Annotated in this window: 16 protein-coding genes and 1 pseudogene; 11 read left to right on the top strand and 6 right to left on the bottom strand. The window is 66.2% G+C overall.

The features are described 5' to 3' along the window. The first annotated feature begins 106 nt into the window (after positions 1-106). Positions 107-736 (top strand): pentapeptide repeat-containing protein, encoded by a 630-nt coding sequence (locus tag KY501_RS37570; protein WP_224368702.1) that lies wholly within the window; start codon positions 107-109, stop codon positions 734-736. Between the two features lie 21 nt (positions 737-757). On the opposite strand, the gene KY501_RS37565 is transcribed toward KY501_RS37570, so the two are convergent. Beyond that, positions 758-1,618 (bottom strand): NAD-dependent protein deacetylase, encoded by an 861-nt coding sequence (locus KY501_RS37565; protein ID WP_224368701.1) that lies wholly within the window; start codon positions 1,616-1,618, stop codon positions 758-760. Positions 1,619-1,804: 186 nt separating this feature from the next. Here KY501_RS37565 and KY501_RS37560 point away from each other — a divergent pair, with 186 nt between their 5' ends. Continuing rightward, complete coding sequence (locus tag KY501_RS37560; RefSeq protein ID WP_224368700.1) at positions 1,805-2,314, top strand: hypothetical protein; 510 nt, start codon at positions 1,805-1,807, stop codon at positions 2,312-2,314. A gap of 46 nt (positions 2,315-2,360) precedes the next feature. On the opposite strand, the gene KY501_RS37555 is transcribed toward KY501_RS37560, so the two are convergent. From KY501_RS37555 to KY501_RS37545, 3 genes are all read right to left on the bottom strand, one after another. Further along, positions 2,361-4,160, bottom strand: a complete 1,800-nt coding sequence (locus KY501_RS37555) for a hypothetical protein (RefSeq protein WP_224368699.1) — start codon at positions 4,158-4,160, stop codon at positions 2,361-2,363. A gap of 98 nt (positions 4,161-4,258) precedes the next feature. After that, a complete protein-coding gene (locus tag KY501_RS37550; RefSeq protein WP_224368698.1) occupies positions 4,259-6,421 on the bottom strand; it encodes a S9 family peptidase in 2,163 nt (720 codons plus the stop codon). A 72-nt stretch (positions 6,422-6,493) separates the two neighbouring features. Beyond that, positions 6,494-8,170, bottom strand: a complete 1,677-nt coding sequence (locus KY501_RS37545) for a PPC domain-containing protein (protein WP_224368697.1) — start codon at positions 8,168-8,170, stop codon at positions 6,494-6,496. 174 nt (positions 8,171-8,344) lie between these two features. On the opposite strand from KY501_RS37545, the gene KY501_RS37540 reads away from it, so the two are divergent. Together KY501_RS37540 and KY501_RS37535 are read left to right on the top strand one after the other, a co-directional pair. Further along, the gene (locus KY501_RS37540) at positions 8,345-9,565 is read left to right on the top strand and encodes a type 2 periplasmic-binding domain-containing protein (RefSeq protein ID WP_224368696.1); all 1,221 of its coding nucleotides are present in this window, start codon (positions 8,345-8,347) and stop codon (positions 9,563-9,565) included. 94 nt (positions 9,566-9,659) lie between these two features. Beyond that, positions 9,660-10,175 (top strand): GreA/GreB family elongation factor, encoded by a 516-nt coding sequence (locus tag KY501_RS37535; RefSeq protein ID WP_255637166.1) that lies wholly within the window; start codon positions 9,660-9,662, stop codon positions 10,173-10,175. A 24-nt stretch (positions 10,176-10,199) separates the two neighbouring features. On the opposite strand, the gene KY501_RS37530 is transcribed toward KY501_RS37535, so the two are convergent. Continuing rightward, positions 10,200-10,985: a 2-keto-4-pentenoate hydratase gene (locus KY501_RS37530; RefSeq protein WP_373691693.1), complete on the bottom strand. Its 786-nt coding sequence runs from the start codon at positions 10,983-10,985 to the stop codon at positions 10,200-10,202. 167 nt (positions 10,986-11,152) lie between these two features. On the opposite strand from KY501_RS37530, the gene KY501_RS37525 reads away from it, so the two are divergent. The 7 genes from KY501_RS37525 to KY501_RS37495 are packed head-to-tail and all read left to right on the top strand — an operon-like array spanning position 11,153 to position 17,937. Beyond that, a complete protein-coding gene (locus KY501_RS37525) occupies positions 11,153-12,595 on the top strand; it encodes an aldehyde dehydrogenase (protein WP_224368693.1) in 1,443 nt (480 codons plus the stop codon). Then, entirely contained in the window at positions 12,592-13,017 is a 426-nt protein-coding gene (locus KY501_RS37520) for a RidA family protein (RefSeq protein ID WP_224368692.1), read from the top strand. Before KY501_RS37525 ends, KY501_RS37520 begins: the two co-directional genes overlap by 4 nt. Positions 13,018-13,020: 3 nt before the next feature. Further along, a complete protein-coding gene (gene nbaC, locus KY501_RS37515) occupies positions 13,021-13,542 on the top strand; it encodes a 3-hydroxyanthranilate 3,4-dioxygenase (protein ID WP_224368691.1) in 522 nt (173 codons plus the stop codon). After that, positions 13,539-14,555 (top strand): amidohydrolase family protein, encoded by a 1,017-nt coding sequence (locus tag KY501_RS37510; RefSeq protein ID WP_224368690.1) that lies wholly within the window; start codon positions 13,539-13,541, stop codon positions 14,553-14,555. The genes nbaC and KY501_RS37510 overlap by 4 nt, the downstream gene beginning before the upstream one ends. Further along, a complete protein-coding gene (gene kynU, locus KY501_RS37505) occupies positions 14,555-15,838 on the top strand; it encodes a kynureninase (protein WP_224368868.1) in 1,284 nt (427 codons plus the stop codon). Before KY501_RS37510 ends, kynU begins: the two co-directional genes overlap by 1 nt. Further along, a complete protein-coding gene (locus KY501_RS37500) occupies positions 15,825-17,222 on the top strand; it encodes an FAD-dependent oxidoreductase (RefSeq protein WP_224368689.1) in 1,398 nt (465 codons plus the stop codon). The genes kynU and KY501_RS37500 overlap by 14 nt, the downstream gene beginning before the upstream one ends. Beyond that, positions 17,200-17,937, top strand: coding sequence for an SDR family oxidoreductase (locus KY501_RS37495; protein ID WP_224368688.1), 738 nt, complete (start codon positions 17,200-17,202; stop codon positions 17,935-17,937). Before KY501_RS37500 ends, KY501_RS37495 begins: the two co-directional genes overlap by 23 nt. On the opposite strand, the pseudogene KY501_RS37490 reads toward KY501_RS37495, so the two are convergent. Further along, positions 17,938-18,608 (bottom strand): annotated as a pseudogene (locus KY501_RS37490) (hypothetical protein); the annotation flags it as partial.

Genomic DNA, 18,608 nt, shown 5'->3' with positions numbered 1-18,608 from the left:
CATTCAGTACGAAGTGCTCACCCGGACCGAATCGAACATGGCCAGACACGGTCGGCGTATGGCCGAGGAGCTATTCCGGATGATTGGCTTCTGAGGGGCAGAGGGCATGCACTCCGACTATCCTGATAACCTCATCATCGAGGAAAGGACCCTGGAGGGCGAGCGGCTGGAGCTTGGCGCCAAGAACATCCGCTACTATCTGGGACCCAACCTGGTACTGAAGCGCTGTACCCTCGTTATACGGGTGTCTTCCGAGCGCTTTCATCTTGCCGGCCCGCGGTTTATTGACTGCCACATCGAGCTCAAGAGACAACTCAAGGATGCAGTCTGGTACACCGCTCATCTGAAAGGCTGCCGTTTTACAGGGCGCCTCTTCTCTTGCGATTTCGGGCATCAGCCGGATTACGGGGTGGTCTATCAGGATGTAGGCGGAATCGAGGATTGCGATTTCACCGCTGCGCACCTCCACGCATGCCGGTTCGTTGGGTGTGATGCCAGCACCTTGAAATTTCCTCGCTGGCCTTACTTCACCATCCTGGATCCTTACCGGAGGCGAGAGGAGTTCGCCTCTATCACGTGGCGGCGAGAGATCCGTTCCTGGTTCACCAGCTTCGATATGTATCCCGAGGAGACTGCAGCCATCACCTTCTCGGCGACAGCCCTGGCGAAGGATGCGGGCGTCAGCGAAGACAGAATCAGGGCCTTGCTCGAAAGCCACGCCGACGTCATCTATTAGAGTCGTGTGGCGACCTGTCCGTCAGGCGCGTAAGTCCGAGGCGAGCCGAGGGAGCACATCACCCGCTCGCGCCTCCACGAGCACATCCGCCAACTCGGCGCCGCGGCACTCGCCGATGTTGATCAGGGCGATGGGCATGTGCCGCTCCGAGGCCCGGAGCACGAAGCGGTAGCCGGAGAACACCGCCAGCGACGAGCCCACCACCAGCATTGCATCCGCCTCCTCGACCATCGCGAAGGCCGCGTCCACGGTGGGGCGGGGGACGTTGTCTCCAAAGAACACCACGTCGGGCTTCAGATCCCCGCCGCAGTGCTCGCAGTCCGCGAGGCGGAAGGTACTCACAGCTTCGAGCGGGAGTTCGGCATCACCGTCTGGTCGGAGCTCTGCCTGCCTCTCCAGGAAGCCAGGGTTGAGCGCGAGCAGCCGCTCCTGCAAGTCCCTGCGCGCCACGTGCTCACCGCACGACAGGCACCGCACGTCCGCCAGCGCGCCATGGAGCTCGATGACGCGCGAGCTGCCCGCGGCGTGGTGCAGCCGGTCGACATTCTGGGTGATGAGGCCCACCACGGCTCCGTCCCGCTCCATCTCCGCGAGCGCTTGATGCGCCGCGTTGGGACGCGCCGCGGAGAAGCGCGGCCAGCCGATCAGGCTCCGAGCCCAGTAGCGCGCACGCACCTCGGGCCGGTTGAGGAACTCCATGTGCTGGATGGGGTTGCGCGCGCGGGCCCGGGTCCCAGGGCCTCTGTAGTCCGGGATGCCGGACTCGGTGCTGCAGCCGGCGCCCGTGAGCACCACGGTGCGGCGCCCCCGCAGCAACTCGGCCAGGGCTCCTACATCGGGAGACTCGGAGGTGGCAGGCTCTGGGGACAGGGGAGCACGCATGCCGGGTATGTATAGCGCCGGGCTCCTGTCGTTTGCATGACCCGCCACTGCCCTGCCTGCCTGCCCCTCGTTCAGTGGAGAGCAGAGCTCCTCCCTCTGGAGGTCAGAGTGACCCGCCAGAATGGAACCAGTTTTCAGGCCTCCACGCGTTCCGCGCTAGCCTCAAAACACATGGAGGAGTGCCCTATGCGAATCCGTGCGTCGTTGGCCCTTCTGCTCGCTGTGTCGGGCTGTTCCACCACCTACAAGGTGCCGAAGGCGGAGCTGGTTCGGCTCGACGGCTGGTACGTCCCGGACCTGGTCACACACCATACGGGCGATGGACGACTCGCGACTCCTGAGCGCGTGACGCTACGGGACGTCGAAGGCCGTGAACACGCGTTCACCGAAGATACTCCGCTCGTGCTCGTCCAGAACGACGGGGGGGTCATCGCCGAGAAGTACATCGATCTGAAGATCGATGAGCAGACCCTGCGCGGCGTGCCCCTGAACGCGTTCCGCAGGAGCGTCGAGCTCCCCTTGGGCGAGGTGAAGACCGCAGGCATCCGTGAGGTGAGCGTCGGCCGGACGCTGCTGCTGGTGGGGGCTGTGGGGCTCGGGCTGGTGGGCACGATCGTCGGCCTCGATCTGGCCCTCGGCGGCCCGCCGACCCAGCCGTCGCCGAACCCCTGCGGGGGAACCGACTGCCCGTTCTGAAGACCCGGGCAGGCAGAGACCGCAGGGGCCCACGGACCCTCCGGGATTACCAGCTCACGGAGTCCACGTAGAACGTGCCCGTCCAGGCGGCATCCGTGAAGAACTCGAGGCCGAGCTCATAGAGCGGAGACACCGCGTTGGTGGGCACCTGGACGGTGAGGGTGTTCCAGGCGCCGGCCTGCAGGGAGGTGGTCGCCACCCAGGCGCCGCTGTACTGCCACCCGCCGCTCGCGTCCTGCTGCACGAAGGGCTGGAAAGCGGTGATGCGGCTGCCCGAGGGAATCCACACGTGGAACGAGACGGTCCGGCCCGCGGGCACGGAGGGCCCCGGTATCATGACCTTGGCCGTCCCGTTGGGCGCGCCCACCACCGATACCGCGAGCGACTGGCTCCCGGCCCAGGCCTTCGTGGTGGAGGTGGAGACACCCCGCACGGGGGAGCCCCAGCTCGTCCACCCCTGGAGGCCGCTCTCGAAGCTGTACACCTCCGCTGACGACGGCGGAGTCGTGGGCGGAGTCGTCGGTGGAGTCGTCGGTGGAGTCGTCGGTGGAGTCGTTGTGTCGCCCGAGTCCCCCGTCGAGGAGCCAGCCGGGAGCGCGAGCCCCCCCGCCTTCAGGAAGGCGCCCGCCCGGCTCTTCATGAAGAGCTGGCCGTCCGTGTAGTAGTCATTCGTGTACGAGCTCTGCCGGCCCTCTCCCTTGCCGAAGAGCAGGGCGATGACTCCGCTGCTGGCGAACTTCTCCCGGTGCTTGGCGCCGGAGGAGCCGAAGAAGTACTCGGCGCGGTTGTCCCGGTAGCCCTCGCGAGGGGCGTTGCGCGTGTTGTCCACGTCCAGGTGGTTTGAGTTGCCCAGTGGTACCTGCCACAGCACCCACCGCTTGCCCGCGGTCACGTTCCACTGGCGCAGCCACTCCGCGTACCGGTTGAAGCTCTTGGAGTTGATGGAGGCCGTGTCGCTCGCATCCCACCAGCGATCCTGCCCCATCACGCGCCGGTAGAACTCCGAGTCGCGATCCAGCGGATCCGCCACCAGCACATCCCACGTGGCCCCGGTGACGTTGGAGCCCAGGCCGAAGGGCTTGAGGAACGTGTAGACCTTCGACACCTCATTCTGCAGCGGAGTGGTGACGGAGAAGTACGCGAGATCCCCATCTCCCGCCCACGCGGACACGTGGATGCCGAGGATGACGTTGCTGGCGCCCACCGCCTTGCGCAGTTGCAGGAAGGCGAGTCCCCAGCCGGCCACGGTGTTCGGCATGCCGCTCAGCTCCGGTACTCCCGAAGCCGCCACCGCCGCGTAGGTGTTGGGATTGCTGTTCGACTGCTTCTGCAGCAGCCCGAAGCCATCCGCCTCCACGAGCACCAGCACCGGCTTGCCGAACTCGCGGGCCCGCTGCATGAGCACCTTGAAGTCGGAGAAGTAGCTGCGCATGGTGCTGGCGTTCTGCGCCTTGGCGAGGAACTGCTCCTCTCCGCCGCCGGCCTCGCCGTTCATCTGGTAGTACTGGACGGCGGGCAGGAAGCCCTGCGCATCACTCTCGCGCAGGAACTGCAGGCCCCACGAGCCATCCGCCGGGCTCCAGCCCCAGTTGTTGAGCCAGCCCTTCACGAAGTAGCGGTAGCGCACGTTCCACGGCACGGCGCTGTCCTTCATCCACGTCTGGCCGGTGTCCTCGAAGAGTCCCACGAGCAGGCGCGCGGGCAGGCCCTTCGGGATGGTGCCAGAGACCGAGCCGACGAGGGCGGACTCGCCCGTCGAGAGAGGTTCCGCGGTGGAGGTATCGGCGAACTCGGGCCCACAGGCTCCGAGCGTCAGGAGAGCAAGCGATACGAAGATGTGTTTCATGGGGCCCCGAAACCCTGAGGGCCCCCAACCAGTTCCCCACCGCTCCAGGCCCGCCCGTCCCACCTGCGGAAGGACGAGCGGACGCGGATGGCAAGCGGCTACTGCTCCACGCCGAGCTGCGTGAGGAGGAAGGCGTAATCGAACGCCCGCTCGTGGAGGTAGTCGTAGCGCCCGGATGAGCCGCCGTGGCCGGCGTTCATGTTGATCTGGAAGAGCAGCGGGTTCTTGTCCGTCTTCACCGCGCGCAGCTTCGCCACCCACTTGGCCGGTTCCCAGTAGCCCACCTGGCTGTCGTTGAGGCTCGTCTTCACCAGGAGCGTCGGGTAGGCCTTCGCGGTGACGTTGTCGTACGGGCTGTACTGGCGGATGTACTCGTACTCGTCCTTCACCTGCGGGTTGCCCCACTCCTCGAACTCACCCACGGTGAGCGGCAGGCTCGTGTCGTTCATGGTGTTGATCACGTCCACGAAGGGCACCTGCGCCAGCACCACCTTGAAGAGATCCGGGCGCATGTTCGTGACGGCTCCCATCAGCAGGCCGCCGGCGCTGCCGCCGTTGATGGCCAGACGCTCCTTGGAGGTATAGCCCTGGGAGATGAGCCCCTCGGCCACCGCGATGAAGTCGGTGAAGGTGTTCATCTTGTGCTTCATCCGGCCGTCGTCATGCCACGGCTTGCCCAGGTCTCCGCCGCCACGGATGTGCGCGATGGCCACCGTCACGCCGCGATCCAGTAGCGACAGCTGGCCGGAGTCGAAGTACACGAAGGAGGGGAAGCCGTAGGCGCCATAGCCCTTGAGGAACAGGGGCGCGCTGCCGTCCTTCTTCAGTCCCTTGCGGTAGACGAGGCTCACCGGCACCTGCACGCCATCCTTGGCGGGCACCAGCAGCCGCTCCGTCTCGTAGCGGGAGGCGTCATAGCCGCCCAGCACCGGGTCCTGCTTGAGCAGCTTCCGCTCCCGGCTGGCCATGTCGTAGTCGAACACGGACCGAGGGGTGATGAGCGACGCGTACTGGAAGCGCAGCAGCGGCGTGTCGAACTCCATGTTCGCGTCGGGGAAGACCGTATAGGACTTCTCCGGGAAGGTGACGAGGTGGCTGGCGCGAGTCTTCAGATCCGTGACGGAGATGCGCTGCAGTCCGGTGTCCCGCTCGAAGACGACCAGGTAGTTCTTGAAGAGCGTGACGCCCTCGAGCATCACCTGCGGGCGGTGCGCGATGAGCTCCTTCCAATTCTTCCGGCTCGGCGCCTTCACCGGCGCGGTGACGAGGCGGAAGTTGCGGCCCCCCGAGTTGGTGAGGATGTAGAGCTGGTCGCCGTGGTGATCCACGCTGTACTCGTGGTCCTGCTGCCGGGGCTCCACCACCTGGAGCGCCGCCGTGGGCTGGCGGGCGGGCAGCAGCCGCACCTCGGTCGTCGTGGAGCTGTGGGACTCCACGGTGAGGTAGTCGCGCGAGAGCGTGCGGTCGACGCGGATCGTGAAGTGCTCGTCCTTCTCCTCGTAGACGAGCGTGTCGTTCTTCCCGTCCGTCCCCACGGTGTGGCGCCACAGCCGGTAGGGGCGCTTGGCGGAGTCCTCGGTGACGTAGAAGAAGGTGCGGTTGTCGGCGGCCCAGGCGGCGTTGGAGCCGACCGTCTTTTCGACCTTCTCCGGGCCGAGCTTCCCGGTGCGCAGGTCCTTCACGTAGAGGGTGAACTGGCGGTAGCCCGTGGTGTCCACGGCGTAGGCCAGCAGGTTGCTGTCATCGCTGACCTTGAAGGTGCCCACGCGGAAGAACTTGTAGCCCTCGGAGAGCGCGTTGGCGTCCAGCAGCACCTCCTCCGGCGCGTCCAGGCTGCCCTTCTTCCGGCAGAAGATGGGGTACTGCTTCCCCTCCTCGGTGCGGGTGTAATAGTAGAAGCCGTCCTTGCGGTAGGGCACGTCCAGGTCCGTCTGCTGGATGCGCCCGAGCATCTCGTCGTAGAGCTTCTGCTGCAGGGCCTCGGTGGGCTTCATCGCCTGGGCGGTGTAGGCGGCCTCCGCCTCCAGGTAGGCCCGGACCTCGGGGCGCTCCTTCTCGCGCAGCCAGAAGTAGTCGTCCTCGCGGGTGTCGCCGTGGAGGGTGACGGGGTGGGGGACGCGCTTCGCCACGGGCGGCGCGGGCGTGGGGGCCGGGGCCGCGGCGGCGGGAGCCGCAGCCTGGGCGGCCGGCGTGGGAGTTGGAGGAGGCGGTGTGGCGCAGGCCGCCAGGAGTGCGAACAGCAGGAGGCGTGAGAGGCGCATGGTGGGAGGCGGGTTAGCCCAAGCCCGGATCTTTGAGAAGCCCCCCATGCGCCGTGGGTGCGCGCCGCGCGCTTACTGGATCTGCAGGAAGTAGAAGCCCGTGGGGAACTGAGTGGCCGTCACGTTCGAGGTCACCTGGACGAAGTACGTCCCCGTCGCGGGCGCGGTGAAATTCCCGGTGATGTTCCGGGGCACGGTCGTCCCATCCGGAGCGAACAGGGTGGCGATGAAGCGGTTTCCGTTGTTCAAGGACAGGGTGTACGCCTGGCCTCCCGTGAGCGGGATCGAGAACACATCCTTGTCGAAGATGATCTCCATGTTCCCCGTCTTGGAGACGCCGAGCGTGAGCGGCTCCGCGGTGGCGGTCGTGTCGCCGAAGTCATCGTGCCCCGTCTCCTGCAGTTCGACCGTGTAGGTGCCTCCAGACGACGAGGTGCGGATGTAGAGGGGGCCGGTGGCCGGCGCCTCGAAGTTGTACCAGGTCGGGTTGCTCCCGGTCGCGAAGCGACTCACGGTGCCGGTGGCGGTCCGGATCTCCACGGTGCACGTGATGCAGGCGACCCGGTAGAGCGTGTCCGCCGTGGCCGAGAACGTGAAGAAATCCAGGTCCGAGGAGTTCTGGTGGAAGCCCGAGGTGATGCTCCCGGGAGTGATGGGAGTCGCCAGGGCAATCGTATTGCCGTGGTCGTCCACTCCAAAGTCCACGAAGTCGAGGGAATAGGTCCCGAGCGTCGTCGAGGTGATGTCCGTCTGCACTTCGAGGAACCACGTCTCGTTCACGGTGGCCGTCCTCTGCAGGAAGACGGTCTGCTGAGAGTCCAGCACCGTGCCGGAGGCGTTCTTCAACTGCAGCCGGGTTGGACCCGCGAACGTTCCAGGTTTGAGCGTCGCCCGGTACGTGTGGCCGGCCTGGGCGCTGAAGGAGAACACGTCCACGTCCTGGCGCGTATCCATGCGTCCCGCCACGTTGAGCGCGGGCGAGGCCGGAGTGACAGGCGTCGCCGCCGCGATCGTGTCGCCGTGATCGTCCGAGCCGATATCCTCCAGTCGGCACGAGTATGTGCCCGAGCGCAGGGCATCGACTTCGGGGGACACCGTGATGGTGTACGTGCCTGGACTGCTGATCTCCGCGGCGGTGACGCTGGTGACATCCATGCCGAGCCACGCCTTGTCGAGCAACGTGCCTGCGGGGTCTCGGAACTCCAGGTACCAGGCGGCCTGACTGGGAACGGCGTCACAGAGGAACTGGTACACATGTCCTGCCTGGGCGGTGAATGAGAAGACATCCCGATCGATGGGAGATTCGATGGCACCCTGGATCGGCGTCGAGGACGGAGTGCTGGGGGTGGCGCTGGCCGCGGAGTCTCCGTGATCGTCGAGCCCCAGGTCCTGGACCTCGAGGGTATAGGTACCGGCCGAGCCGGCCGCGTACATCACGATGGGGATTGGCCCAGTCCCTGTCGCCTTGAAGAAGAAGATGGGAGCGCCATTGGAGCGCCAGAACCACTGTCCCGAGACGCCCTGGACGAAGCCCGGGCAGTCCGTCCAGCCCACGCGCAAGCAGGAGAAGCTGTAGTAGTGATCGGGCAGCGTGGAGAGGGCGAAGACGTCCACGTCCTCTTCCACCTCGAAGGTGCCAGTGATCACTCCCTCGCTGCCGGAGATGGGCGTGGCCGTGGCCTCGGTGTCTCCATGGTCGTCCAGACCTGCTCGGTGGGTGAGGAGGTCCTCGGAAGGGGGTTGCTGCACGGGTTCGGAGGGGGCTCCACAGCTGAAGAGGAGCGCAAGCAACCCAAGGCCAAACACATATCCGGATGAGCGTCGGAGCATAGGTGGTTCTACCCTCGCTCCACGGAGCCGGACTTGTCCAGGTGTGATGCGTGGTACCTTGCTGCCGCGCCATGTCACGAAAGGATTTCTTTGATGCGTCACGCGTTCGTGCTCTGTGCCGTTCTCCTGACGGCCAGCGCCTGCGGATCGGAATCGTCGAACCCGCCAGAGGAAAAGCCCCGAGCGCTCAAGGCAGTCCTCTTTCCATACATCCCGGACTCGGCGGGCGATAACTTCGCCAGTCTCAAGCAGAGACTCGAGCACGACTTCGAGCAGCTCCACTCGGACATCGATCTCGACATCGTGTTCGATCTGAACCTCGATGTGTATGACCTGAGCGAGGGCGGTACGCTCAACCGACTCCTCGGGGAAGGCTCCGAGGCCGCCCAGGTCGTCGAGATCGACTCCTTGCTCCTCGGCGAGCTCGTGTCCAAGGGATGGATCCAACCCGTGCCAGCAGAGGTGGGCGATGCGTTCCCCACCGCGCGGCAGGCCGTCTCCATCCAAGGTAAGAGCTACGGCACCCCCACCTATCTGTGCACGAACGTCGTCTACTCGGTGGGCCCCAGCATCCACTCCGCCACGGATGGTGACTCGCTCGTCCACATCCTTTCGAGCCTGGACACCGGGAAGACGCCTCTGGTGGCCAACTACGACGGGAGCTGGACACTCCCCGCTTGGTACATGGATGCCTGGGCGGATACCCATCCGGCCGAGGAGGTTTCCAAGTCCCTCGCGCTGCCGCTTGACGCGCCGGCCATGGGGGAGTTCAAGAAGGTTGTGGACGGCTGTGCCAACGCGCAGAACGCCAACCCGTGCCTCGACGGCACCTACGCGGACAACTCGCTGCCCGAGGAGGCCTTCGCGAAGGGACAGGCCAACGGATTCATGGGCTACACGGAGCGGTTGTGGGTCATCCGCCACGCCAACCCGAACCTGCCTCTTCCCCAGGTCATGTCGGCTCCTCTCGGAACGGGCTCCCACCCGGTGATCTTCGTGGACACCCTGGTGCTCAACGCCCACTGCACGGGTGACTGCCTGGAGGATGCCCACGACTTCTCGGAGTTCATGAGCACTCCCGAGGTGCGCAGCATCATTGCCTTCAGCCAGGATGCGCCGCAGGGGACGCTGCCCCGCTACCTGCTCCAGGCCAGCCAGTCCTTCTATCAACAGCAGCCGGCGAGCGTCGACCCCATGTACCAGCAGTACGCACCCATCGTGAGCGGCGCCCGGACGTATCCCACTCAGGGCTTCCCGGAGAACCGCAAGACGCTCCAGAGCGCCATCCAGCAGGGGTTGCAGGACGGCCCTTGAGAGCCGTGGGCCTGTACGCCTGAGGCGAGGATGTCTGTTCGTCCCAGGCGCCAGAAACTGGAGCCCGGCCGTGCTGTCGCTACAGTTCTGTGGAATGGGACTCGACAAGAAAGAGCTGATGGCTCAGCTCGCCGACCGTCTCCAGCACAGCGACCGGCTCGCCGTCCGTGCTCAGCTCGAGGCGCGCGAGGCGGCTCGCTCCCTGGCGACCGAATCCGAGAAGAAGGAAGACGGCCGCGCCGCCATCGAGTACGGCAGCCTCGCCACCGGGCAGGCCGCGCGGGCTCGCCGGGTGCAGGAGGAGATCGGTGCACTCACCGCCTTCCGAGACGCGGACCTGCCGCGCTTCAACCGGCGCACCCCCGTCGCCCTGGGTGCCATCGTGGATGTCCGCACGGAGGACGAGACGGGCTACGACGAGCGCACCTTCTTCCTGCTCCCCGTGGGCGCGGGGACCGAGCTGACCGGCCCCGGCGGAGATGGCTTCCTCTCCGTCATCACCCCCGCCTCGCCGGTGGGCCGGGCCCTCATGGGCCGCCGTACCGGCGACTGCATCGAGGTGACGCTCGCCGGTGAGGTGCACGAGTGGGAAGTGCTCGACGTGGCGTGAGGCCCGCGTCCCGGCAGCTTGCCTTCAAGCCGCCACGGAGATCGACACGCTCCCCAATCCGTCCACGGTGAGCCGGACCTGATCTCCCGGCTTCATCATGTGGGCCACGGTGGCGGCTCCCGCCAGCACGATGCTCCCCGCGGGCAATGACTCACCGCGTCGGTCGAGCAGCTCACACAACTGCACCACCGACAGCACTGGGTCTCCCGAGATGGCGTTGGAGAGCGCCGACTGCACCACCTCTCCGTTCACCTCCATCGACATCGGGAGCCGCAGCAGGTCCAGCTCCCGAGGTGGGCGCTCGGTGGTGCTCAGCACGAACATGGACGAGGACGAGTTGTCCGCCACCACGTCCGGCAGGGAGAAGTATTTGAAGTCCACGTAGCGCGAGTCGAGGATCTCCATCGCCGCCATCGCGCTGGAGCACGCGTCCAGCGCCTCCTCTCGCGAAATCTTCCCGCGCAGCTCGCGCGAGGTGCGGAAGGCGATCTCCGGCTCGATCTTCGGGTGGATGAAGCCCTGCAGCCGGAACACGCCTCCCGCCTGGACCTGCATCCGGTCCGTGAGCACTCCGTACACCGGCGAGTCCAGGTTCATCTGCTTGCGCTTGGCCTCGGATGTCAGCCCCATCTTCAGGCCCACCACCCGCTCGCCCCGCGCGGTGCGCAGGCGGATCCCCTCGGCCTGGATCGCGTAGGCGTCCGTCAGCGGGAGCTCCGCGTGCGTCCGTGTGAGCGGAGGGACCTCCCGTGCCTCCAGCCGCGCTTGATCCAGCAGCCGGGCCAACTCCTCATGATTCCGTGGCGTCATTGTCATGTGCTTGCTCCCCGCGATGCAGGGCGGCCGAGCTTCGAAGGACCTCGACGCACAGCGCAAGCGGCTTCTGCTTCCTATGTGAAATCCAGAGCGGCAGAGCCGTGACCCGGTCCTTGCCCCCGTGCTATTCCGGCGCCCGTCTGCCAGAGGAGGAATCCGCCATGCACAAGGTCCTCAATTACATCGGGGGGGAGCTGGTAGAGCCCAACGCCCACAAGTGGCTGGACAAGCCCGAGCCCGCCACCGCCGAGGTCTACGCCCACGTCCCCGATTCGGACGAGACCGATGTCTGGCGCGCTGTCGAGGCGGCCCACCGCGCGTTCCCCTCCTGGTCCGCTACCCCCGCGGCCGACCGCTCCCGCATGGTGCGCCGCATCGCGGACGCCATCCGCGCTCGCCTGGAAGAGTTCGCTCGCGCCGAGTCTATCGACACCGGCAAGCCGCTCTCGGTGGCCTCCACCGTCGACATCCCGCGCAGCATCCTCAACTTTGATTTTTTCGCGGACGCCGTCACCCAGTTCTCCAGCGAGGCCCATGCCACCGACTCCGTGGCGCTCAACTACACCCTGCGCTCGCCGCTGGGCGTCGTCGGCTGCATCTCGCCCTGGAACCTGCCGCTCTATCTGCTCACCTGGAAGTTGGCTCCCGCGCTCGTCATGGGGAACTGCGTGGTGGCCAAGCCTTCGGAAGTCACTCCCATGACGGCCTTCCTGCTCGCGCAGGTGTGCCGCGAGGTGGGGCTTCCCCCGGGCGTGCTCAACATCGTCCATGGCCTGGGCCCCAAGGTCGGCGCCGCCATGAGCCGCCACCCAGAGGTTCGTGCCATCTCCTTCACCGGGAGCACCCGCGTCGGCGCGGAGATTGCCCGCACCGCCGCGCCCCTCTTCAAGAAGATCTCCCTGGAGATGGGTGGCAAGAACCCCAACGTCATCTTCGCTGACTGCGACTTCGACGAGGCGCTCGCCACCACGGTGCGTTCGTCCTTCGCCAACCAGGGGCAGATCTGCCTGTGCGGCCCGCGCATCTTCGTCCAGAACTCCATCTATGAGCGCTTCAAGGAGGCGCTCGTGGCTCGCACGCGCGCGCTCAAGGTTGGCGATCCGCTCGACCCCAAGACGGAGCAAGGCGCGCTCGTGTCCCATCAGCACTTCGACAAGGTGATGAGCTACATCGAGATCGCCCGCAAGGAGGGAGGCCGCATCCTCACCGGCGGTGCCCCCGCGAAGCTCGAGGGCCGGTGCCGCAATGGCTGGTTCGTGGAGCCCACCCTCGTGGAGGGGCTCGGGCCCGAGTGCCGCACCAACCAGGAGGAGATCTTCGGCCCCGTGGCCACCCTCACAGCCTTCGAGCACGAGGACGAGGTGCTTGCTTGGGCCAACTCCACCAACTACGGCCTGGCCGCCAGCGTCTGGACGAAGGACCTCAGCCGCGCCCACCGCTTCGCCGCGCAGCTTCACAGCGGGATCGTCTGGGTCAACTGCTGGATGCTCCGGGATCTGCGCACGCCCTTCGGAGGCGTGAAGGACTCGGGAGTGGGACGCGAGGGCGGCCTCGATGCCCTGCGCTTCTTCACCGAGCCCAAGAACGTGTGCATCAAGCTATGAGTCAGGAAGAGCGAATCGAGTCGAAGCGGGCCCCCGAACCGGTGGGCCTCTATCCCCACGCTCGCCGCGTGGGCAACCTGTTGTTCCTCTCGGGCGTGGGGCCTCGCGAGCGCGGGTCCAAGAAGATCCCCGGCGTGGAGCTGGACGCCCAGGGCAACATCGTCTCCTACGACATCGAGGCGCAGTGCCACTCGGTGTTCCGCAACGTGCGCTACATCCTCGAGGAGGCGGGCTCGTCGTGGGACAGGCTGGTGGACGTCACCGTCTACCTCACCAACATGAAGGCGGACTTCCCCCGCTACAACCAGCTCTGGGCCGAGTACTTCAAGGACAACCCTCCCTGCCGCACCACGCTGGAGATCAACGCCTTGCCCACGCCCATCGCCATCGAGCTGAAGTGCATCGCCACCATCGGAGACTGAGTCATGGCCGTCATGCCCCCCTTCAACTTCAAGAAGTGGATCGATGAGCATCGGCACCTGCTCAAGCCGCCCGTGGGCAACCAGCTGGTGTGGCAGGACCGGGAGTTCATCGTGATGGTGGTGGGCGGGCCCAACTCGCGCACCGACTTCCACATCGACGAGAGCGAGGAGTTCTTCTACCAGCTCGAGGGCGACATCAACCTGCGCATCATCGAGGACGGCAAGCCGCGCGATCTTCCCATCCGCGAGGGAGACATCTTCCTGCTGCCGCCCAAGGTGCCGCACTCGCCGCAGCGGCCCGCGGGCACCGTGGGGCTCGTCATCGAGCGCAAGCGCCAGGGCCACGAGTTGGACGGCTTCGCGTGGTACTGCCCGAAGTGCAATGACAAGCTGTACGAGGAGTTCCTCCACGTCTCCAACATCGTCACCCAGTTGCCGCCGGTGTTCGACCGCTTCTACGGGAACCCCGCGCACTGCACCTGCAAGCAGTGCGGCTTCCAGATGACGCGGGGCGGGGGCAAGTGAAGATCGACATCCACACGCACCTGCTCCCGGCCGAGCTGCCCCGCTTCGCCGAGCGCTATGGCTACGGTGGCTTCATCACCCTGGAGCACCATGCCCCGTGCCGTGCCCGGATGATGCGGGACGATGGGAAGTTCTTCCGGGAGATCGAGAGCAACTGCTGGGACCCGGAGCTGCGCCTGAATGAGTGCGATGCGGCGGGAGTCTCCGTCCAGGTACTCTCCACCGTGCCAGTGATGTTCAGCTACTGGACGAAGCCCGAGCACGGGTTGGACCTGTCCCGCTTCCTCAATGATCACCTGGCCTCGGTGGTGCGCCAGAGCCCCCGCCGCTTCGCCGGATTGGGGACCGTGCCCCTCCAGAGCGTCGATCTGGCCGTGCGCGAGCTGGAGCGCTGCGTGCGCGAGCTGGGGATGGCGGGTGTGCAGATCGGCTCGCACGTCAACGGCATCAATCTGGGCGATCCGGCGCTCTTTCCGTTCTTCGAGGCCTCCGCGCAGTTGGGCGCGGCCGTGTTCGTCCATCCGTGGGACATGCTCGGTGGGGCGCGGCTGGAGAAGTACTGGATGCCCTGGCTCGTAGGCATGCCCGCCGAGGTGGCCATTGCCATCTCCACGCTCCTCTTCTCCGGCACGCTGGAGCGGTTGCCCAAGCTGCGGCTCGCCTTCGCCCATGGCGGCGGTGCCTTTCCTGGCACGTTCGGTCGCATCCAGCACGGCTTCGATGCCCGGCCGGATCTTGTCGCCGTGGACAACAAGGTGCCTCCGCGCGACTACCTGGGGCGGTTCTGGGTGGACTCGCTCGTCCATGACGCCGACACGCTGCGCTTCATCGTCAAGCTGTTCGGCTCGGAGAAGGTGGCGCTCGGCAGCGACTATCCGTTCCCCCTCGGAGAGGACCGCCCGGGCACGCTGATCGAATCCCTGTCCGATGTGGACCCTTCCATCCGCGAGCGCCTCTTGTGGCGCAACGCGCTCGAGTGGCTCGGTCGCTCGCGAGAGGACTTCACTTCATGATGCAACCTGGCTCGGTGCACTTCGAGGAGGGCGAGGCCTTCGCCCGACGCATGGATGCGGAGGACTCCCTGCGCCACTTCCGCGACGAGTTCCTCTTCCCCCGCCGCCCGGATGGTGAGCCCGTCATCTATCTCGTGGGCAACTCGCTCGGGCTGCAGCCTCGCAGGGCGAAGCAGTATGTCTTGGAGGAACTGGAGGACTGGGAGCGCCTGGGCGTCGAGGGCCACTTCCACGCTCGCCATCCGTGGCTTCCGTACCACGAGGCCTTGACCGAACAGACGGCCCGTCTGGTGGGAGCGCTGCCGCTCGAGGTGGTGGTGATGAACACCCTCTCGGTGAACCTCCACCTGATGATGGTGTCCTTCTACCGGCCCACCCGCGAGCGCTTCCGCATCCTCATCGAGGGCGGTGCCTTTCCCTCGGATCAGTACGCGGTGGCCTCGCAGGCGCGCTTCCATGGCTACGATCCCAACGAGGCCATCATTCGCCTGGAGCCCCGCTTCGGCGAGGACACGCTGCGACTGGAGGACATCCTCGACACCATCGATCGGCGTGGCTCCGAGATCTCCCTCGTGCTGCTGGGCAACGTGAACTATCTCACTGGCCAGGCCTTCGACATGAAGGCCATCACCCGCGCCGCGCACGAGCGAGGCTGCCGGGTGGGGTTCGATCTGGCGCACGGGGCCGGCAATCTGCGGTTGTCCCTGCATGACGACGGGCCGGACTTCGCCGTGTGGTGCTCGTACAAGTACCTCAACGGAGGTCCTGGCACGCTGGGTGGCGTCTTCGTTCACGAGCGCCATGCCCACATGCCGGGCATTCCTCGCTTCGAGGGCTGGTGGGGTCACGACAAGGCCACGCGCTTCGAGATGGGGTCTCACTTCGTGCCGTTGCCGGGCGCCGAAGGGTGGCAACTCTCCAACCCGCCCATCCTCCAACTCGCGGCGTTGCGCGCCTCCATGGAGCTGTTCGATCAGGCGACGATGCCCGCGCTTCGCCTCAAGGGAGACCTGCTCACCAGCTACCTGGAGTTCCTGCTCGACAGGTTGCCCCAAGGCGTCGTCCAGATCGTCACGCCTCGGGACATGAAGGAGCGCGGCACCCAGCTCTCGCTGCGTTTCACCAAGGAGCCCCGGCGCCTGCTCTCGCGGCTCGCGGAGGCGGGCGTCTACTGTGACTTCCGGGAGCCGGACGTCATCCGCGCCGCTCCCGCGCCGCTGTACTGCAGCTTCCTCGATGTCTACCGCTTCGTGAGGATCCTCGAGAGCCATGCGCGAGATTGATCGGACCGAGCCCATCACCGTGGCCGGCGCGGGCCTGGTGGGCTCGCTGATGTCCATCTTCCTGGCCCGCCGCGGCTTCCAGGTGGAGGTGCTCGAGCGTCGCCCGGACATGCGGAGCGAGTCGGTGGACGCCGGGCGCTCCATCAACCTGGCCATTTCCACACGAGGGCTGCACGCGCTCCGGCAGGTGGGCTTGGAGGAGGAGGCTCGGCGGCACGCCATCCCCATGCGCGGACGGATGATCCACCCGCTGTCCGGCACGCTCACGCTGCAGCCCTATGGCAAGGATGACTCGCAGCACATCAACAGCATCTCGCGCGCGTGGCTGAACAAGTTCCTCATGACGCACGCCGAGGCTACTGGCCGGGTGCGCATCCGCTTCAAGCAGCGCATCCAGCACGTGGACTTCGAGTCGGCTCTGCTCACCGTTCACGACGAGGCAAGCGGGGTCACCCGCGAGGAGCGCGCCTCCGTGCTGCTCGGAGCGGACGGCGCGGGTTCGGCGGTGCGGCAGGAGATGATGCGGCAGCCGGAGCATGGCTCTACCCAGGACCTGCTCAGTCACGGCTACAAGGAGCTCACCATCCCCGCGGGCCCGGGCGGCTCCTTCCAGATGGAGAAGCACGCGCTCCACATCTGGCCACGCGGCTCGTTCATGCTCATCGCGCTGCCGAACGAGGACGGCAGCTTCACCTGCACGCTCTTCCTGCCCTTCGAGGGCCCGGTGAGCTTCGCCTCGCTGGATTCGCCCCCGAAGCTCTCCGCCTTCTTCGCGGAGCAGTTCCCGGATGCCCTCGCGCTGATCCCCCAACTCACCCACGATTTCTTCAAGAACCCAACGGGTTCCATGATCACGGTGAAGAGCAGGCCCTGGCACGTTGGGAGCCGGGCCCTGGTGCTGGGCGACGCGGCGCATGCCATCGTCCCGTTCTTCGGCCAGGGGATGAACTGCGGCTTCGAGGACTGTGGGGTGCTGGACGGCCTGCTCGAGCGTAAGTCCCTCTGGGAAGAGGCCTTCTCCGAGTTCTTCCGCCTGCGCAAGCCGAACGCCGACGCCATCGCCGACATGGCCGTGGAGAACTTCATCGAGATGCGCGACAGCACCGCCAGCGCGCGCTTCTTGTTGGAGAAGCAGGTGGAGAAGGTGCTCCTCAACGCGTTTCCGGGGCAGTTCCTCAGCCGCTATACTCTGGTGAGCTTCAGCCGGGTGCCGTATCGCCTGGCCTACGAAGTGGGAAGCATCGCCGGAGGGATTGTGTCCGAGCTGACCGAGGGACTCTCCCGCGCGGAGGATGTGGATCTCGAGCGCGCCGCGCGTTTGATTCGCGAGCGGCTCGTTCCTTTTCTAGAGGAGCACTCTGATGGATTTAGGCCTGAAGGGTAAGCGGGCTCTCGTGCTGGGAGCCTCCTGGGGGCTGGGGTTTGCTGTCGCTTCGGAGTTGGTCAAGGAAGGCGCTCGGGTGGCGATCTGCTCGAGCAACGAGGAGCGCATCCGCGCCGCCGCGGCGAACATGGGCGCCGCGCTCGGTGTGGCCGCGGACCTGTCCAAGCCCGGTGGGACCCAGGGCGTGATCAACAAGGTGAAGGAGGTGTTTGGCGGTTTGGACATCCTCGTTCACAACACTGGTGGCCCGCCCCCGGGAAACTTCTCGGATCTCTCCGATGCGCAGTGGCAGGAGGGCTTCCAGGGCCTGTGGATGGGGGCCGTGGAGGGCCTCCGCACGGCGATCCCGATCATGAAGGAGCAGCGGTGGGGCCGTATCATCCTCATCACCTCCGTCTCGTCTCGCGAGGCGATCAACGGGATGCTGGTCTCCAGCAGCATCCGGTCCGGATTGCTGGGGCTCACCAAGGCTGTCAGCAACGAGGTGGGCGAGTACGGCATCACCGTCAATGCCGTGCTGCCCGGCTTCCACGCCACGGAGAAGCTGCGTGAGTTCAAGCTCGATGAGGAGAAGCTCGCGCAGAGCATCCCCGTGCGGAGGCTCGGCCGCCCCGAGGAACTGGGAGCGTTGGTGACGTTCCTGGCCTCGGAGCAGGCGGCCTATATCACCGGCCAGTCCGTCGCGATCGATGGTGGCTGGATGCGCGGCTTCTGATCAGAGGTTGATGCGCAGGCCCGCGCCCACCTGGAACAGGGGCGCGGGCCATAGTGCCTCGCCGCCTGGACCTTGGAAGGGAGGAGTGTCGATGGCGAAGCGGAACTCGCCGCCCTTCTTGCCGTAGTTGGCGGCCACGTAGCCCTCGATGCTCAGGTACGAGAGCGCGCGGTGGCTGATGTCCAGGCGGGTGGTGAAGGTCTTGTCGGAGAGGTTGCCCAGGGTGGACAGCACGAAGGACGTCTTGTCCCAGGAGCCGGGGCCGGCCAGCACGCCATAGAGGGCTGCGTAGTGCTCGCCCAGGTAGAAGGGCTGAAAGGCGCCCTGGGCAATCAGGTACGGGTAGGCGATGGCGGTGTTGTAGCCGGTGGAGTTGTAGAAGTACTCCACGCCGATGGTGGCGCTGTCGCTCTCGCTGTAGGCGAACGTGTAGTTGGCTCCGCCGGAGACCTGAGGGGTGAAGCCGGTGGGGTAGTAGCTCTCCACTCCCAGCCGCTTGAGGTCGTCCAGCGAGTCGAGTGGCGGATCGAGCTCCGCGATGAGTTCTGGAATGGATTTGCCCTCGGGCAGCCGGTACAGGGGCGTATCGGAGCCCTTCTTGAAGGCGGCCTCGGCGTAGACGTCGAAGGGCCCCAGGGCGGTGGACAAGTCGAGCCCGAAGCGAGGCTTGC

It is taken from the genome of Hyalangium versicolor (assembly GCF_020103695.1).
In the GTDB taxonomy this organism is placed as follows: domain Bacteria; phylum Myxococcota; class Myxococcia; order Myxococcales; family Myxococcaceae; genus Hyalangium; species Hyalangium versicolor.
Note: the sequence above shows the minus strand (reverse complement) of the source record. Positions and strands in the feature narration are given on the sequence as shown.

What these genes read in the sequence shown, in the direction of transcription:
- KY501_RS37570 (WP_224368702.1), top strand. Translation starts at nt 107, where the DNA reads ATGCACTCCGACTATCCTGATAACCTCATCATCGAGGAAAGGACCCTG.
- KY501_RS37565 (WP_224368701.1), bottom strand. Translation starts at nt 1,618, where the DNA reads ATGCGTGCTCCCCTGTCCCCAGAGCCTGCCACCTCCGAGTCTCCCGAT.
- KY501_RS37560 (WP_224368700.1), top strand. Translation starts at nt 1,805, where the DNA reads ATGCGAATCCGTGCGTCGTTGGCCCTTCTGCTCGCTGTGTCGGGCTGT.
- KY501_RS37555 (WP_224368699.1), bottom strand. Translation starts at nt 4,160, where the DNA reads ATGAAACACATCTTCGTATCGCTTGCTCTCCTGACGCTCGGAGCCTGT.
- KY501_RS37550 (WP_224368698.1), bottom strand. Translation starts at nt 6,421, where the DNA reads ATGCGCCTCTCACGCCTCCTGCTGTTCGCACTCCTGGCGGCCTGCGCC.
- KY501_RS37540 (WP_224368696.1), top strand. Translation starts at nt 8,345, where the DNA reads ATGCGTCACGCGTTCGTGCTCTGTGCCGTTCTCCTGACGGCCAGCGCC.
- KY501_RS37535 (WP_255637166.1), top strand. Translation starts at nt 9,660, where the DNA reads ATGGGACTCGACAAGAAAGAGCTGATGGCTCAGCTCGCCGACCGTCTC.
- KY501_RS37530 (WP_373691693.1), bottom strand. Translation starts at nt 10,985, where the DNA reads ATGACGCCACGGAATCATGAGGAGTTGGCCCGGCTGCTGGATCAAGCG.
- KY501_RS37525 (WP_224368693.1), top strand. Translation starts at nt 11,153, where the DNA reads ATGCACAAGGTCCTCAATTACATCGGGGGGGAGCTGGTAGAGCCCAAC.
- KY501_RS37520 (WP_224368692.1), top strand. Translation starts at nt 12,592, where the DNA reads ATGAGTCAGGAAGAGCGAATCGAGTCGAAGCGGGCCCCCGAACCGGTG.
- nbaC (WP_224368691.1), top strand. Translation starts at nt 13,021, where the DNA reads ATGGCCGTCATGCCCCCCTTCAACTTCAAGAAGTGGATCGATGAGCAT.
- kynU (WP_224368868.1), top strand. Translation starts at nt 14,555, where the DNA reads ATGCAACCTGGCTCGGTGCACTTCGAGGAGGGCGAGGCCTTCGCCCGA.
- KY501_RS37500 (WP_224368689.1), top strand. Translation starts at nt 15,825, where the DNA reads ATGCGCGAGATTGATCGGACCGAGCCCATCACCGTGGCCGGCGCGGGC.
- KY501_RS37495 (WP_224368688.1), top strand. Translation starts at nt 17,200, where the DNA reads ATGGATTTAGGCCTGAAGGGTAAGCGGGCTCTCGTGCTGGGAGCCTCC.